Annotated in this window: 11 protein-coding genes; 2 read left to right on the top strand and 9 right to left on the bottom strand. The window is 58.6% G+C overall.

The features are described 5' to 3' along the window. The first annotated feature begins 39 nt into the window (after positions 1-39). Positions 40-2,355 (top strand): methyl-accepting chemotaxis protein, encoded by a 2,316-nt coding sequence (locus RDK48_RS13245; protein ID WP_298998579.1) that lies wholly within the window; start codon positions 40-42, stop codon positions 2,353-2,355. Between the two features lie 280 nt (positions 2,356-2,635). Here RDK48_RS13245 and dapB read toward each other — a convergent pair whose 3' ends face one another. From dapB to uvrB, 3 genes are all read right to left on the bottom strand, one after another. Next, positions 2,636-3,424, bottom strand: coding sequence for a 4-hydroxy-tetrahydrodipicolinate reductase (gene dapB, locus RDK48_RS13240; protein ID WP_298998581.1), 789 nt, complete (start codon positions 3,422-3,424; stop codon positions 2,636-2,638). Positions 3,425-3,440: 16 nt separating this feature from the next. Beyond that, complete coding sequence (gene ligA, locus RDK48_RS13235) at positions 3,441-5,570, bottom strand: NAD-dependent DNA ligase LigA (protein WP_298998583.1); 2,130 nt, start codon at positions 5,568-5,570, stop codon at positions 3,441-3,443. Positions 5,571-5,659: 89 nt separating this feature from the next. Further along, the gene (uvrB, locus tag RDK48_RS13230) at positions 5,660-7,690 is read right to left on the bottom strand and encodes an excinuclease ABC subunit UvrB (RefSeq protein ID WP_298998585.1); all 2,031 of its coding nucleotides are present in this window, start codon (positions 7,688-7,690) and stop codon (positions 5,660-5,662) included. A 57-nt stretch (positions 7,691-7,747) separates the two neighbouring features. Between uvrB and RDK48_RS13225 the strand changes: the two genes are divergently transcribed. Beyond that, the gene (locus tag RDK48_RS13225; RefSeq protein WP_298998587.1) at positions 7,748-8,239 is read left to right on the top strand and encodes a hypothetical protein; all 492 of its coding nucleotides are present in this window, start codon (positions 7,748-7,750) and stop codon (positions 8,237-8,239) included. Here the strand turns inward: RDK48_RS13225 and aat are convergent. The 6 genes from aat to RDK48_RS13195 form a co-directional block, all read right to left on the bottom strand. Then, positions 8,203-8,982 (bottom strand): leucyl/phenylalanyl-tRNA--protein transferase, encoded by a 780-nt coding sequence (aat, locus tag RDK48_RS13220; protein WP_298998589.1) that lies wholly within the window; start codon positions 8,980-8,982, stop codon positions 8,203-8,205. The genes RDK48_RS13225 and aat overlap by 37 nt on opposite strands. Positions 8,983-9,115: 133 nt before the next feature. Further along, positions 9,116-11,428 (bottom strand): ATP-dependent Clp protease ATP-binding subunit ClpA, encoded by a 2,313-nt coding sequence (gene clpA / locus RDK48_RS13215; protein ID WP_298998591.1) that lies wholly within the window; start codon positions 11,426-11,428, stop codon positions 9,116-9,118. Positions 11,429-11,437: 9 nt separating this feature from the next. After that, positions 11,438-11,758 (bottom strand): ATP-dependent Clp protease adapter ClpS, encoded by a 321-nt coding sequence (gene clpS / locus RDK48_RS13210; RefSeq protein ID WP_022659235.1) that lies wholly within the window; start codon positions 11,756-11,758, stop codon positions 11,438-11,440. A gap of 19 nt (positions 11,759-11,777) precedes the next feature. Beyond that, positions 11,778-12,419: a class IV adenylate cyclase gene (locus tag RDK48_RS13205; protein ID WP_298998595.1), complete on the bottom strand. Its 642-nt coding sequence runs from the start codon at positions 12,417-12,419 to the stop codon at positions 11,778-11,780. 11 nt (positions 12,420-12,430) lie between these two features. Next, positions 12,431-13,774 (bottom strand): DNA repair protein RadA, encoded by a 1,344-nt coding sequence (gene radA / locus RDK48_RS13200; RefSeq protein ID WP_298998597.1) that lies wholly within the window; start codon positions 13,772-13,774, stop codon positions 12,431-12,433. 292 nt (positions 13,775-14,066) lie between these two features. Further along, entirely contained in the window at positions 14,067-14,372 is a 306-nt protein-coding gene (locus tag RDK48_RS13195; protein WP_298998598.1) for a hypothetical protein, read from the bottom strand. Between the last annotated feature and the right edge of the window lie 20 nt (positions 14,373-14,392).

Raw genomic sequence — 14,392 nt, 5'->3', positions numbered from 1 at the left:
TATAATCATCCTGGCTGCACGAGTTCACTGGAGGATATCATGGCACGCCTGTCATTCAAGAGTGTAAACACTGTATTAGCCACAATCATAAGCATTGTATTGCTCATTGGCGTTTCAAGTCTTGTCATTTACGTTGGAAAATCTTCATACAATGTCGTCAACAAAACGTCTGTAGACGGCATGAAGATCATAAATAATGGTCTTATCGCCAACGTAAATGATTTGATCGATGCAAACATGAGCATGATCAAGGTCCCAGCCCAGAGCGGTCAGGCTAAAAAAGCCATCGAAGGCGACAGAGCCGAAATGGACGCCCTGATCAAAGCCCTCGTAAAAGAATACAAGGGCATCAACTCTATCTATGTGTTGAATGCTCAGGGTATCGCCGTATCAGGGGCGTCAAGCCAGGGCGAATCCTTTATTGGCAATAATTATGGCGACAGGAGTTATTTCAAAATAGCTATGCAGGGCAAGGATGCCATTGACCCCGATATCATTGTTGCAAAAACCACCAAAAAAGAAGTCCTTGCCATTGCAACCCCAGTTTTTGGCGAAAACGGCAAGCCCATTGGAGCTGTGTGCGTAACCATCAACTGGCTTGAATACATCAAAAGTCATGTTTTTAACATAACTGTTGCATCACATGGCTATGCATTTATTATTGATGCCAACGGTCGCGTTATCGCCCACCCCAATGCTGATACTCACATGAGCGATGTCAGCAAACTGGAGTTTGTAGTCAAGGCGCTCAAAATCAAGAACGGCTCTTTTGATTATGAGTTTCAGGGTAAGGACAAGGTGATTGTTTTTCAAACCATTGAAAGAACAGGCTGGCTTGTCTGCACCTCCGCCTTTACAGACGATCTTGCAAAAGACGCCATTGAGCAACGCAACATTCTTATTCTCGTTGCCATCGGTATTTTCGTTGTATTGCTGGGCAGCATTGTGTTTATGGTTCGCCGGATCATCACCGCCCCGCTGAAGAACATTATGGACTACAGCGCACAGATTGCGCACGGCGACTTCAAGGCCACGCTCACGGGCAATTACAGCTTTGAACTGGCTGAACTGGCAGGCAATTTCAAAGAAATGACCGCTGTACTCAAAAACCGCCTGGGTTTTGCTGACGGCGTATTGCAGGGCATCACCTTCCCCACCCTTGTGGCAGATACAGATGTGTGCATTACCTATGTAAATGACGCCATGGTCAAACTTGTGGGCAAGAGCGGCAAGCCTGCAGATTATAAGGGTATGACAGCGGCTGAATTTTTCTACGGGGATGCCAGCAAGCGCACCATCTGCCATAAATGTCTGAGCGAGGAAGTAAACGCACATGGCATTGAAGCAGAAATGACCTTTGCAGACGGCCAGCACAAAAAACTGCGCATTGATGCTTCGCTGATCCGCGATCTGGACGGCAACATTGTGGGCGCAGTAACACTTGTGTTTGACCTGACGGAAATTAAAAAACAGCAGGCAACCATTGAGCAACAGCGCGATGCCGTTGCCCAGGTGGCGCAGAACGCCAATGCCATTGCCGACAGGCTTTCCACCGCTACCGAGGAACTTTCCACACAGGTGGAACAGGCCAGCCGTGGCGCGGATCAGCAGACGCAGCGTGTTTCTGAAACCGCCACCGCCATGGAGCAGATGAATGCCTCAGTGCTTGAGGTTGCGCGCAATGCGGGCGGCGCCTCGGACACTACCATCAATGCCAAGCGCAAGGCGGAACACGGCGCAGAAGTGGTCAACAAGGTGGTGCAGGGCATCAACCAGTTGCACACGCAGGCAATGGGCCTCAAGACCGGCATGGCCTCGCTGGGCGATCAGGCCCAGAGTATCGGCCAGATCATGACCGTGATTTCAGACATTGCAGATCAGACCAACCTGCTGGCCCTTAACGCGGCCATCGAAGCGGCGCGCGCGGGCGAAGCCGGACGCGGATTTGCCGTTGTGGCCGACGAAGTGCGCAAGCTGGCGGAAAAGACCATGCAGGCAACCCGAGAGGTTGGTTCCGCCATTCAGGGCATCCAGAACGGCACCACGCAGAACATTGATCAGGTCAACCAGACTGTAGACACCATCGAGCAGACTACCGAGCTTGCCGGAACCTCCGGCGAGGCACTTTCCGAAATTGTGGTGCTGGTGGATCAGGCTGCGGATCAGGCTCATTCCATCGCCGCCGCCGCTGAAGAACAGTCGGCCACCAGCGACGAGATCAACCGGGCTGTGGAGCAGATCAACACCATCAGCTCTGAGACGGCCTCCGCCATGTCGCAATCTGCAAACGCAGTGACGGAACTGGCGAAGCAGGCGCAGGAACTCAAAAAGCTCATTGCGCAGATGGTTTCCTAGCTGGCGCGGAAGTGAGCCTGCCCTGCAACAAATGCAAAGTCCCTGAACGGCAAACTGTTCAGGGGCTTTTTCGCGCTCTGCCCCATCGACACAGGCACGGCAGCAATAAAACAGATCAGACCCGCCTTCGTTCAATGCAGCACCTAACGTGTTGCCACTGAACGAAAGCGGGCCTGTTTTAAACACCCTGCATTGGTCTGCCCAAAAGAAGTAAGACCAACGGATATTGTACAAAACTGAAAGCTTACGAAGGTAGAAACAGCCTGCGAAGCTCTATCTGCTAGATATCCTTAATCACATCCTGCATGCTATAGAGCTTGCCGGGCTTCTGCCCTGCCATCCAGCCAGCGGCGCGGATAGCGCCGCGCGCAAAATTCTCGCGCGAGTGGGCCTGATGGGTCACTTCAATGCGCTCCCCGGGCCCCATAAAGTACACGGTGTGTACGCCCACCACATCCCCGCCGCGTATGGCCTGAATGCCGATCTGCTCCTTGGGGCGAGCGCCGATGATGCCGTCACGGCTGGAGCAGCGCACATCGTTGAGCTTCCAGTCGCGGGCCTCGGCAAGGCACTCGCCAAGTGTCAGGGCCGTGCCACTGGGGCTGTCCTTTTTGCGGTTGTGGTGCAGCTCCACCATTTCAATATCATAATCTTCGCCAAGGGCCTTGGTAAGCTGGGGCAGGATGTTGAGCAGCACATTCACGCCGATGCTCATGTTCGAGGCCCAGAAAATGGGGGCCTTGTCGGCAAGGGCGCGCAGTTCATCCTTTTGCTCATCGGTAAAGCCCGTGGTGCCGATAACTAGGGCGTTGCCCGTCTGCGCCACGGCCTGCGCCGATTGCAGGCTCACGGCAGGCGCGGTGAAGTCAATGACCACTGCACCAGGAAGCTTGGGCAACAGGGCAGCCAAGCTGTCGGAAACAGGACAGGCAGCGCCCGCTAGAGCGGCTATGCGCTCCGGGCTGTCCACCAGCCCCGCAAGGGTGAACTGCGGGTCGGCTTCTACAAGCCCGCTGATGGTTTTGCCCATGCGCCCGCTGGCCCCGACCACAATAATAGAAGTGCTCATAGCTTCTCCGTTTCCGTTATTCCGGCTCAATGCCGGATTCACGCAACAGGTTTCTGAATTCCGTTTCATCCAGCACGGTTACGCCAAGGGAGCGCGCCTTGTCCAGCTTGCTGCCCGCCTTTTCGCCCGCCACAAGATAGTCCAGTTTTTTGCTGACAGCACCAAGGGGAACAGCCCCGGCGGCCTCGGCCCACTTTTGTGCCGTGCCGCGCGGCACGCTGATGGTGCCCGTAAAAAGAATGGTTTTGCCAGCCAGCGGCCCTTCGACAAGGGTTTGCGCGCCCTGAGCCGAATCCGCGCCCTTGGGCCACGGCCCCTTCTCCTTGAGACGTGCAAGCTGCTCGCGGTTGGCGGGGCTGTCAAAAAAGTTGCGTATGGACGAAGCCACTTCCGGCCCCACATCGGGCAGGGCGAGCAGGCTTTCCACCGTGGCATTTTCCAGTTCGTCCAGATCCGCAAAGCGCGCTGCCAGGGTGCGGGCCGTCTGCTCGCCCACATGGCGGATACCAAGGGCGCTGATGAGCCTTTGCAGGGTGGCGGTGTGGCAGGCGTTTTCCAGCGAATCCACAAACTTTTGCGCCAGCACCTCGCCCATGCGTTCAAAACCCAGCAGATCCTGCACGGTGAGGCTGAACAGATCGGCTGGCGACTGCACACGCCCGCTGGTCACAAGCTGCTCGATCCACTTTTGCCCCACGCCCTGAATATCAAGCCCGGCCTTGGAAACAAAATGAGTTATTGAGCGCAGCCGGATAGCGGGGCAAGCCAGATTTTCGCACCGCCAGGCAGCTTCGCCTTCTTCGCGGTACACGGGCTGCCCACAGGCCGGGCACGTGCGGGGGAACTGATAGGGTTCAGCGCCCGCAGGCCTTTTATCCAGCACCGGGCCGACCACTTCGGGGATAACATCGCCCGCGCGCTGCACAATAACGGTATCGCCCACGCGCACGTCGCGCGCGCGGATTTCATCCTCATTATGCAGGGTTGCGCGCGAAACCATTACCCCGCCCACAGCCACAGGAGCAAGTGTGGCCACAGGCGTAAGTGCCCCTGTGCGGCCCACCTGAATTTCTATGCCCTCAAGCAGGGTCTGCGCCTGCATGGCAGGGAACTTGAAGGCCACGGCAAAACGCGGCGCGCGTGCCGTAAAGCCGAGTGCTTCCTGCGCTTCAAGGTCATTCTGCTTTGCCACGGCACCGTCAATTTCCATGGCAAATTCCGGCCTGTTTTCGCGCACCCAGTTCACATATTCTTCAACATCCTGCGGGTTCGCGCAGAGCTTGCCGTTTGGCGGGGTAAGAAAGCCGTATTCCTTGAGGCGGGCCATCAACTCCGAATGCAGGCGGCAGGGCTGCGCCGGGGCCCACTGCGCATCGCCCAGACTATAAGCCAGAAAACGCAGGGGGCGGGATTCAGTAACCGAAATATCGAGCTGGCGCAGGGTCCCGGCGGCGGCATTGCGCGGATTGGCAAAGGTCTTTTGCCCCAGCGATTCCTGCCGGGCGTTGAGAGCGTCAAAATCTTTTTTAAACATCACCACTTCGCCGCGCACTTCAAGCCGCGCAGGAAACGGCCCTTCGCCCCTGAGACGCAGAGGCACGGTGCGGATGGTACGCACGGCCTCGGTGACGACTTCGCCCACCTCGCCGTCGCCGCGCGTCAGGGCCTCCTGCAACTCGCCGTTCACATAGATGATTTCCAGCGCGAGGCCGTCAAGCTTCGGGTCACACCAGAAGGCTTGCGGCAGAGGGCCGTTGACTTCCGTATCCCATGCACGGCGCATACGCTCCACAAAATCGCGCCACTCTTCGACAGAAAAGACGTTGTCTAGACCGTACATCTGGCGGCTGTGGCTTTTTTTGGCAAGACCGTCCAGCAGCTTGCCGCCCACACGCAAGGTGGGTGAATGGGCAGAGCGCAGCTCCGGCCAGCGGTCTTCCAGCGCGGCCAGCTCATGAAACAGCGCGTCAAACTGGTCGTCCGAAATTTCCGGCGCATCCTGCGTGTGGTACAGATAATTGTGGCGCTCCAGTTCGGCGATCAGCCAGCGGGCGCGGTTGCGCTCCTCGCTGCTGGGGCCGCCAGCGGGGCCAGTGGCAAAGAGGCTGTTCTGCTCCTGCCTGCCATTGCGTGAATTCTGCGACATGAAAAAACCTTTCTGATGGTCAGCCGCCGCGCCCTTGTTTGGCTTCCGGGCTTTGCGGCGGCACTGCACACAGGGGCAAACGTCCCCGTCTATTCGGGCATGGCGATAAGTCTGGCCCGCAAAATGCGGATGCGGTCACGCAGCTCTGCGGCCTGTTCAAATTCCAGATCGCGGGCCGCCTGACGCATTTCCTTTTCAAGCTTGACAACAAGAATGGCAACATCCTCGGCTGTCAGTGGCACTGCGTCTGGCTCGCGCTGTTTGCCCTTACCCTTGCCGCGCCCGCGCCCGCCGCCATCTTCCACATACAGGCTATCCAGTGGCGATTCAAGCGATTTGCGGGTGCTGGTGGGCGTGATGCCGTGCTCTTCATTGTAGGCCGACTGTCTGGCGCGGCGGCGCTCGGTTTCGCCCATGGCGGCGCGCATGGAATCGGTGATCTTGTCCGCATACAGTATCACCTTGCCCTGCGCGTTGCGCGCGGCGCGGCCAAAGGTCTGGATAAGCGAGCCCGTGGAGCGCAAAAAGCCCTCCTTGTCCGCATCCAGAATGCACACAAGCGACACTTCGGGGATGTCCAGCCCCTCGCGCAGCAGGTTGATGCCCACCAGCACGTCAAATTCCCCAAGCCGCAACGCGCGGATAATCTGCATGCGCTCGAGCGTATCAATGTCCGAATGCAGGTAGCGCGCCCGCACGCCCATGTTGCAGCAGTATTCTGTGAGATCTTCCGCCATGCGTTTGGTAAGTGTGGTGACAAGCACCCTCTCGCCCAGCGTTACCTTGCCCCGGCATTCGCCAAGCAGATTTTCCATCTGGCCCTTGGTGGGGCGTACTTCCACAACAGGATCCACAAGGCCCGTGGGGCGGATGATCTGCTCCGCCACAATGCCCTGCGCCTGATCCAGCTCGTACTTGCTGGGCGTGGCCGACACGTAAACCACCTGATTGAGCAGGTTGGTGAACTCGTTGAACTGGAGGGGGCGGTTATCCAGAGCCGAAGGCAGGCGAAAGCCGTAATCCACAAGGGTCTGCTTGCGCGAACGGTCGCCCTTGTACATGCCGCCCACCTGCGGAATGGTGATGTGCGATTCGTCCACAAAGAGCAGAAAGTCTTCGGGAAAATAGTTGAGCAGACAGGACGGCGGCTCGCCCGGCTTGCGGCCGTCGAGGTGGCGGGTATAGTTTTCAATGCCGTTGCAGTAGCCGAGCTCTTCAATCATTTCGAGGTCAAGCTGGGTGCGTTGCTCAATGCGCTGGGCCTCCACAAGCTGCCCGTGCTCCTTGAAATACTTAAGCCGCACCGCCAGTTCATCGCGTATGTCGCTGGCAGCCCGCTTGAGGTTGTCCTGCGCGGAAACAAAGTGGCTGGCAGGATACAGCACTGTTTTGCTTACCTCGGCCAGCACTTCGCCTGTGAGGGGGTCAATCTCGCGCATGAGGTCAATGTCGTCGCCAAAAAATTCCAGCCGCAGCGCCCGCTCGTGATGGTAGGCGGGAATAATTTCAAGGGCATCGCCGCGCACGCGGAAGGTGCCTCGGTGGAAGTCGTAATCGTTGCGCTCGTAGTGCACTTCCACCAGCCGGGTGATGAGCTTGTCCATGGGGAAGTGCTGCCCCACCTCAACGGGAATGACCATCTTGGCGTAATATTCCGGCGAGCCAAGGCCGTAAATGCACGAAACCGAAGCCACAATGATCACATCGCGCCGGGTCAACAGGGCGTGAGTGGCGGCATGGCGCAGCTTGTCGATGTTGTCGTTGATGGATGAATCTTTTTCAATATATGTGTCCGAGGCCGGAACATAGGCCTCCGGCTGGTAATAGTCGTAATAGCTGACAAAATATTCCACGGCATTGCGCGGAAACAGCCCCCGGAACTCGCCGTAAAGCTGGGCCGCCAGCGTTTTGTTGGGGGCGAGAACCAGCGCCGGGCGGTTGCAGCGGGCAATGACGTTGGCCATGGTAAAGGTTTTGCCGGAGCCGGTAACGCCCAGCAAAACCTGGGAGGGAACCCCGGCCTGAAGATTGTCCACAAGAGCGTTAATGGCCGTGGGCTGGTCGCCCGTGGGCGTGTATGCCGTTTCAAGGCTGAATGGGATGACCGGATTATCTTCCATAATATTATGTTTTGGAGTAAGAGGACAGGATTACATCAATAACGAACGGGAATTGCCATGGAAAAAATCTTCGTACCTTCACAGATAGATCTGCCCATCGACCGGGTTTTCATTGTGGCCGCAACTCTCAGCACCTTCAAGGGCTGCCGCCATCTGGACGTGCAGATTTTCCGCCCCGGCGCGACTGATGCCGAAGTGGAAGCCATCAAGGGTCTTGGCCTTGTGGCCCCGGTTGACCCTTCCGTTCCGGCAGAAGTGCTGCAAGGCGCTACGGAAGAAGCCGCCCTGCGCTGCGTGCTTGAATCCTTCACCGCAGAAGAAAGCCACGCGCTGGTTGAATACCTTGAAAAGCGCTATGCCGACCAGATCGAAAAAATCACGGTCTGCCCGCTTGATCTGCCCGTGCCCTTTGGCGTTGCGCCGCTGGCAGGCATTGGCGAAGGCAAGACCACGGGCTTCATCCGCTTTGACGCGGTGCGCGACTACCCGCTGCCCTTCCCGGCCTATGGTTTTTACGATCTGGCCGCCCAGAAGCCGTCTGGGGAATAGCTGTACACGACTCCCCAGGGCAGCCATGGAAACGGCAGGCCGCTTTCAACCATTTCAGGCGTTGCGCAACTTTGCGCAGCGCCTGTTTGCGTTTGCATGGCAAGGGCACGCTCAAGCTCGGCCTGAAAAATCACACGCGGCAGCATTACGCCGCCCATGCGCATGATGTGCGGCGTTTCCTGCTGGCAGTCAAGCAAGGTGGCCCCACGCTGGCGCAGCAGACCCACCAGACCGGCCAGCGCGGCACGTGAGGCCTCCGGCTGGGTGTGGAACATGGATTCGCCAAAAAAAGCCCGCCCCAGTGCCACACCATACAGACCGCCCACCAGCTCGCCATCACGCCAGGCCTCAATGGAATGGGCATAGCCAAGGGCGTGCAGGTCTTCGTAGGCGCGCATCATGTCGTCAATAATCCAGGTGCCGCCCTCCTTGTCCCTTGGCGCTGCGCAAGCGCGGATAACCTGCTTGAAGGCGGCGTTGTGGGTCAGTTCAAAAGGATGCAGGCGCAGCTTGCGGGCGCTGCGCGCAGGCAGGCGAAAGGCCTCAAGAGGCATGACGCAGCGGGGATCCGGCGACCACCAGAGGATGGGCATTCCCTTGGAATACCAGGGGAAAATTCCACGGCTATAGGCAGCAACCAGACGTTCTGGCCGCAGATCGCCGCCCAGACACAGCAACCCGTCTTCACGGGCTGTTTCCGGCGGCGGAAATTGAGAGGCCAGTGCTGTAAATGCCCCGATCATAGCGTCCTTTGCCGACAGAGTACCATTTGAATATTTTATGGGACGGGGCGGATGCCATTGAAAACAGCGTAAACGCAAGCAGGCCGGAACTGCCGCATTCGGCAACAGCCCCGGCCCGCCTTTCTGCATATAATCAGGCGTCTACAGGCACCGGTTTGCGGCTTTTGGCCGCGCTGCCCTCATGTTCAAGGGCCAGTTCCTCGCCCTTGACTGTCAGCTTTGCGCTGCCGCCCTTTTTGAGCGAACCGAAGAGCAGTTCGTGCGCCAGACGGTCTTCCAGCTCCGTGCGCAGCAGGCGGCGCAGGGGCCGCGCACCCATCGACGGATCAAAGCCCTTGCGGGCAAGCCATTTGCGGGCGGTCTCCGTGAGTGTAAGCGTTACGCCGCGCTGCTCGAGGCTGGTGCGGATTTCGCCCACAAACTTGTCCACAATGCGCAGCATCATGGGTTCTGTGAGGCTGCCAAAGGGCACCAGCGCGTCCAGCCGGTTGCGGAATTCTGGGCTGAAGGTGTTTTCCACAGCCTTGAGGCCCTTGTGCGCCGCATCCTGCGGGGCTGTGCCGCCAAAGCCCATGGCGGGCCGCGACATTTCAAAGGCCCCGGCATTGGAGGTCATGATAAGGATAACATGCGAAAAGTCTGTCTTGCGCCCGGTGTTGTCCGTCAGTGTGGCGTAATCCATCACCTGGAGCAGCACGTTAAAGATATCCGGGTGGGCTTTTTCCACTTCGTCCAGCAGCACCACGGAATACGGGGCCTTGCGCACGGCCTCAGTCATGAGACCTCCCTGATCAAAGCCCACATAGCCTGGAGGCGCGCCGATGAGCCGCGAAACAGAATGCTTTTCCATGTATTCGCTCATGTCGTAGCGCAAAAATTCCACGCCCATGAGTTTGGCAAGGCTGCGGGCCACTTCCGTTTTGCCCACGCCCGTAGGGCCGTAGAACAGGAAGGCCCCAGCGGGGCGCTGCTCCTGCCCAAGCCCGGCGCGGGCGCGCAGGATGGCGCGCACGGTCAGCTCAATGGCTTTTTCCTGCCCGAACACAAGGCTCTTGAGGTCTTTTTCAAGCGTTGCCAGCTTGTTGCGTTCCTTGCCGGAAACTGTGCGCACGGGTATGCCCGCCATGCGGGCCACAATGCGCTCCACATCGGCCACGCTGACCAGCGGGGCATCCTTGCCGCTCTTTTTGGCAGGCTTTCCGGTAGGCGTTACGCCACGGCCAAGCCGCACGGCCGCGCCAGTTTCATCCAGCACGTCAATGGCCTTGTCGGGCAGCAGACGGTCGCGCACATGCCGCGCGGTAAGATCCACCATGGCCTTGAGGGCCGCAGGGCTGTAACGCACGTGGTGATACTGCGCATAGCGCGGCTCAAGCCCTTCAAGAATGCCAAGGCATTCTTCTGTGGTCGGCTCGGTAAGGTCAATGCGCTGAAACCGGCGGGCCAGCGCGCGGTCCTTTTCAAAATGGTTGCGGTATTCCTCGTAGGTGGTGGAACCAATGCAGCGGATTTCGCCATTGGCGAGCACGGGCTTGAGCAGGTTGGACGCGTCAAGCGAGCCGCCAGAGGTGGAACCTGCGCCCACGATGGTGTGGATTTCGTCAATAAACAGGATGCAGTCGGGCTGCTCCTTAAGCTTTTGCACCACAGCCTTGAGGCGGCCTTCAAAGTCGCCCCGGTAGCGCGTGCCCGCCAGCAGAAGGCCCATATCAAGGGCGTAAAGCTTTGTTTTGGCAAACATTTCAGGCACGTTGCCTTCCACAATGCGCAAGGCAAGGCCCTCGGCCAAAGCGGTTTTGCCAACGCCGGGGTCGCCCACAAACAGGGGATTATTCTTGCGGCGGCGGCACAGCACCTCAACCGCGCGGTCAAGCTCCGCAGTGCGGCCCACGAGGGGGTCAATCTTGCCTTCCTTGGCGCGGGCCGTAAGCTCAACAGTGTACTGGGCCAGAGGGTCGGCCTTGGCTTCGCCGTCCCCGGCTTCGGCCCCGGCTTCCACGCCGCGCGAGCCAGCGCCTTCGTCAAGCCCGTGCGAAATAAAGGTCAGCACGTCCAGCCGCTCAACGCCCTGTTTGCGCAGATAGAAGTGTGCGTAGCTTTCTTCCTCATCCATGATGGAAATGAGCAGGTCGCCAAGCTCCACAGCATCACGCCCGGAGGAGCGGATATGCTCCAGCGCGCGTTCAAGCACACGCTGCACACTGTCCGTCTGCGAGACTTCGTGCTTTTCCGCCAGGGAAACGGTTTCCAGTTCCTTGTTGAAAAATTCCTCAAGCTGCTCGCGCAGCACGGGCACGCTTGCCCCGCTGCCCTCAAGAATGATGCGCCCCTTCATGCTGTTGGTCAGCGCAAAGAGCACATGCTCCACAGTCAACAGATCATGCCGTCGCCGGTGGGCTTCCATGAGGGCGTCCCGAATGACCAACTGAACATTTTTACTCAACATAGGCTTATCTCAATGGATTTTTTCCATGGTGCATTTAAGGGGATACCCTGCCGCCCGCGCCGTGTTGTGCACACGCCGAACCTTGGCCTCGGCTATTTCAAGGGTGTATATGCCGCATTGGCCTACCCCGCGCTGGTGTACCGCCAGCATGATGGCCGTGGCTTCTTCGGCGGTTTTGTGGAAAATACCGCACAGTACCGACACCACAAACTCCATGCTTGTATAGTCGTCATTGTGCAGGAGTACCCGGTAGCGATCCGGTTCCTTAAGTTTTTTTTCCACGATTACGCGGCTGTCGCCGCTGGTTTGATTGTCGGGGATAAAAGACATGCATGGCTCCCAAGACGTTTCAGCTCTGCCGCGATGAATCCGCGCCGGCATCGGCCTTTTCGGTCAGGCCCAGCACTGTGCGCCAGTGCGCCCTCTGCGCTTCGTCAAACACAAAGGAAAGCTGTTTCGGCTTGTTGTTTTGCCGCAACCATTCCTGATGCAGCTCATGATAACTTTTGATGCTTATTTCGGCATTGTCAAGGTTCAGACGCTTCTCGACCCTGGCAATATCCTGCGCCCGGCCTTCCAGCTCAACCACCTGGGCAAAGGGCAGCGCGTCCAGCTCCACTTCCACGGTGTCCATGCGCCAGGGCTCGCGAACTTTTTCGTACCGGGCCGCCACCGTATAGCCCAGACCTTCCAGAATACCCCGCAAGGCCGCGCCATCGGCAATTTCCGTTTCGCGCTCCTCCCGCACCTTAAAGCCGCCGTCTTCCATGGCGGGCAGCTTGAGCGTGATCAGGTGGCGCGTTTTGTCCTGCCATTCCTGACTGCGCAAACGCAGCAGTTTGCCGCCTGTGACCAGCGCTCCATGGGCAGTGTCAAACACCCAGTTACATTCAAAATGGGCGCCAAGACAGTGCGCCCCGTTGTCCACCAGCGCCTGACGCAGGGTTTGCAGATTCACATGCAGATATTTGCGTTCAATCTCAAGGCCCATGACTGCCGCCTTTACTTGCGATGAAACAGTTTTTGCTGCAAGGCGGCTATGGTGCTGATGCCGCCCTGCTCCGCAGACGGGTGCACAATGGGGTCAAAGCCCAGCCGCCGCGCCTGCGTGAGGCGCAAATTCTGCGCGGATACGGGCCGCACCTGCCCGTTGAGATCCACCTCGCCCCACAGTACGCTCTTTTCCGGCAGCGGAACATCATAATACGACGAAAGCACCGCAGCCACCAGCGCCAGATCAAGCCCCGGCTCGCTCAGCTTCATGCCGCCGCCCACCTTGGCGTAAATATCCACCTGAGCAAAATTGAGCTTGAGCCTTTTTTCCAGCACGGCCAGCAACAAATGCAGGCGGGCCACGTCAAAGCCAAGGGCCGCCCGGCGCGGGATGCTCAAAAATGTGCGGGAAACCAGCGCCTGCACCTCCACTGCCAAAGGGCGCTGCCCGTCCACGGCCATGACCACGGCAGTGCCGGATAGCGAAGGATCACGCTGGCCCAGAAAAAACGTGGAGGGATCGTCCACAATCTGCATGCCCGTGGCCTCCATACGGAAGACCAGCAGTTCCTCATTGGGGCCAAAGCGGTTTTTGAACACACGCAACAGGCGAAACATCTGGCGGCGGTCGCCCTCGAGCGAAATAACGGTGTCCACCATGTGTTCCAGCAGACGGGGGCCAGCCAGCACGCCATCCTTGGTCACATGCCCCACCAGAATCAGGGTGCAGGACAGACGGCGGCAGGCTTCGAGCAAGGTTGTTGCCACGGCCCGCACCTGACTGACATTGCCCGGCAGGCCATCGGCCTCAAGGCTTGTGAGGGTCTGCACTGAATCCACCACCAACAGGGCTGGTGGTGCGGCATTGGCCGCCTCAAGCACATCCTCCACACTGGAGGTGGCAATGGCCATCAGGTTATGATCCAGCATGCCGAGGCGCTCGGCCCGCCCCTTGATCTGCGGCAGGGATTCCTCACCGCTGGCGTAGAGCACGCGCCTGCCCTGCGCTGCCACAAGCCCCGCCACCTGAAGCAGCAGGGTTGATTTGCCGATGCCCGGCTCGCCGCCCACCAGAATGGCCGCACCGGGCACAAGGCCCTTTCCCAGCACACGGTCAAGGGCTTTCAGGCCGCTGCCGTAGGGCGCATGCCCGGCATCTTCCACATCCCGCAAAGCAATGGGGCGGCTGGAAGAATTCGTGGCAGCGCGGGGCCTGTTGCCTCCTGGAGCGGATTTGGACTGCACAGCCGCCTGAAGCGTATTCCACTCATGACAGTTGGGGCATTGCCCACGCCACTGCATGGTTTGTGACCCACAAGAAGAGCATATATAAATTTCACGTGTTTTCGACATGAATAAAGCCTACGGAAAAAGTACACAGGGCGCAAGGCGTGGGCGCTCGGGCAATGCCGCATATCCCCTCTGCCACTGCCCTGCAAGGCTGGCGCAATAAAAAAATTCCGGCGAGATTGAAGCAGCAACGCCCGCTGTTGAACGGAGCCTTGTGCGGGCAACCGTGTCAACAACGGGCGATGGTATACAGCCGTAAAATTGCGGCCTGTGGCGTCAACCGGAGCAGGTGGGCATTTTCAGCCACATTCTGCTCTGGAGTATGGATAGTTGCAAACCTGGCAGTTGCCCCAGCCTAGCCCTTGGAACCACGCTTGGAGGCCTTGAGGGGGTTGACCTTCTTGGTGGAAGCGGTCTCCACCTGAATGCGGTGCTGGTTTGCGGCCACCAGGGCATCCACATCCAGCCCGAGGGCGGCAAGCCTTTGAGGCATTTCCTTGCGCACACCGCTATAGCGGTTGCGGTCGGCAATGGGGCGTCCCACAAATTGGGCGGTGGTCAGATACAGGCCCCTGCTGTCGATGGCCAGTACAGCCTCCGTTCCATTTTCCTGAACGGTCTGGATCATCATTTCCGGCGTTGTTCCAAAACGGTTATACATGTTACCTGTTCTCCTGTATG

This window comes from uncultured Desulfovibrio sp. (genome assembly GCF_902477725.1).
Taxonomy (GTDB): domain Bacteria; phylum Desulfobacterota; class Desulfovibrionia; order Desulfovibrionales; family Desulfovibrionaceae; genus Desulfovibrio.
Note: the sequence above shows the minus strand (reverse complement) of the source record. Positions and strands in the feature narration are given on the sequence as shown.

What these genes read in the sequence shown, in the direction of transcription:
- RDK48_RS13245 (WP_298998579.1), top strand. Translation starts at nt 40, where the DNA reads ATGGCACGCCTGTCATTCAAGAGTGTAAACACTGTATTAGCCACAATC.
- dapB (WP_298998581.1), bottom strand. Translation starts at nt 3,424, where the DNA reads ATGAGCACTTCTATTATTGTGGTCGGGGCCAGCGGGCGCATGGGCAAA.
- ligA (WP_298998583.1), bottom strand. Translation starts at nt 5,570, where the DNA reads ATGTCGCAGAATTCACGCAATGGCAGGCAGGAGCAGAACAGCCTCTTT.
- uvrB (WP_298998585.1), bottom strand. Translation starts at nt 7,690, where the DNA reads ATGGAAGATAATCCGGTCATCCCATTCAGCCTTGAAACGGCATACACG.
- RDK48_RS13225 (WP_298998587.1), top strand. Translation starts at nt 7,748, where the DNA reads ATGGAAAAAATCTTCGTACCTTCACAGATAGATCTGCCCATCGACCGG.
- aat (WP_298998589.1), bottom strand. Translation starts at nt 8,982, where the DNA reads ATGATCGGGGCATTTACAGCACTGGCCTCTCAATTTCCGCCGCCGGAA.
- clpA (WP_298998591.1), bottom strand. Translation starts at nt 11,428, where the DNA reads ATGTTGAGTAAAAATGTTCAGTTGGTCATTCGGGACGCCCTCATGGAA.
- clpS (WP_022659235.1), bottom strand. Translation starts at nt 11,758, where the DNA reads ATGTCTTTTATCCCCGACAATCAAACCAGCGGCGACAGCCGCGTAATC.
- RDK48_RS13205 (WP_298998595.1), bottom strand. Translation starts at nt 12,419, where the DNA reads ATGGGCCTTGAGATTGAACGCAAATATCTGCATGTGAATCTGCAAACC.
- radA (WP_298998597.1), bottom strand. Translation starts at nt 13,774, where the DNA reads ATGTCGAAAACACGTGAAATTTATATATGCTCTTCTTGTGGGTCACAA.
- RDK48_RS13195 (WP_298998598.1), bottom strand. Translation starts at nt 14,372, where the DNA reads ATGTATAACCGTTTTGGAACAACGCCGGAAATGATGATCCAGACCGTT.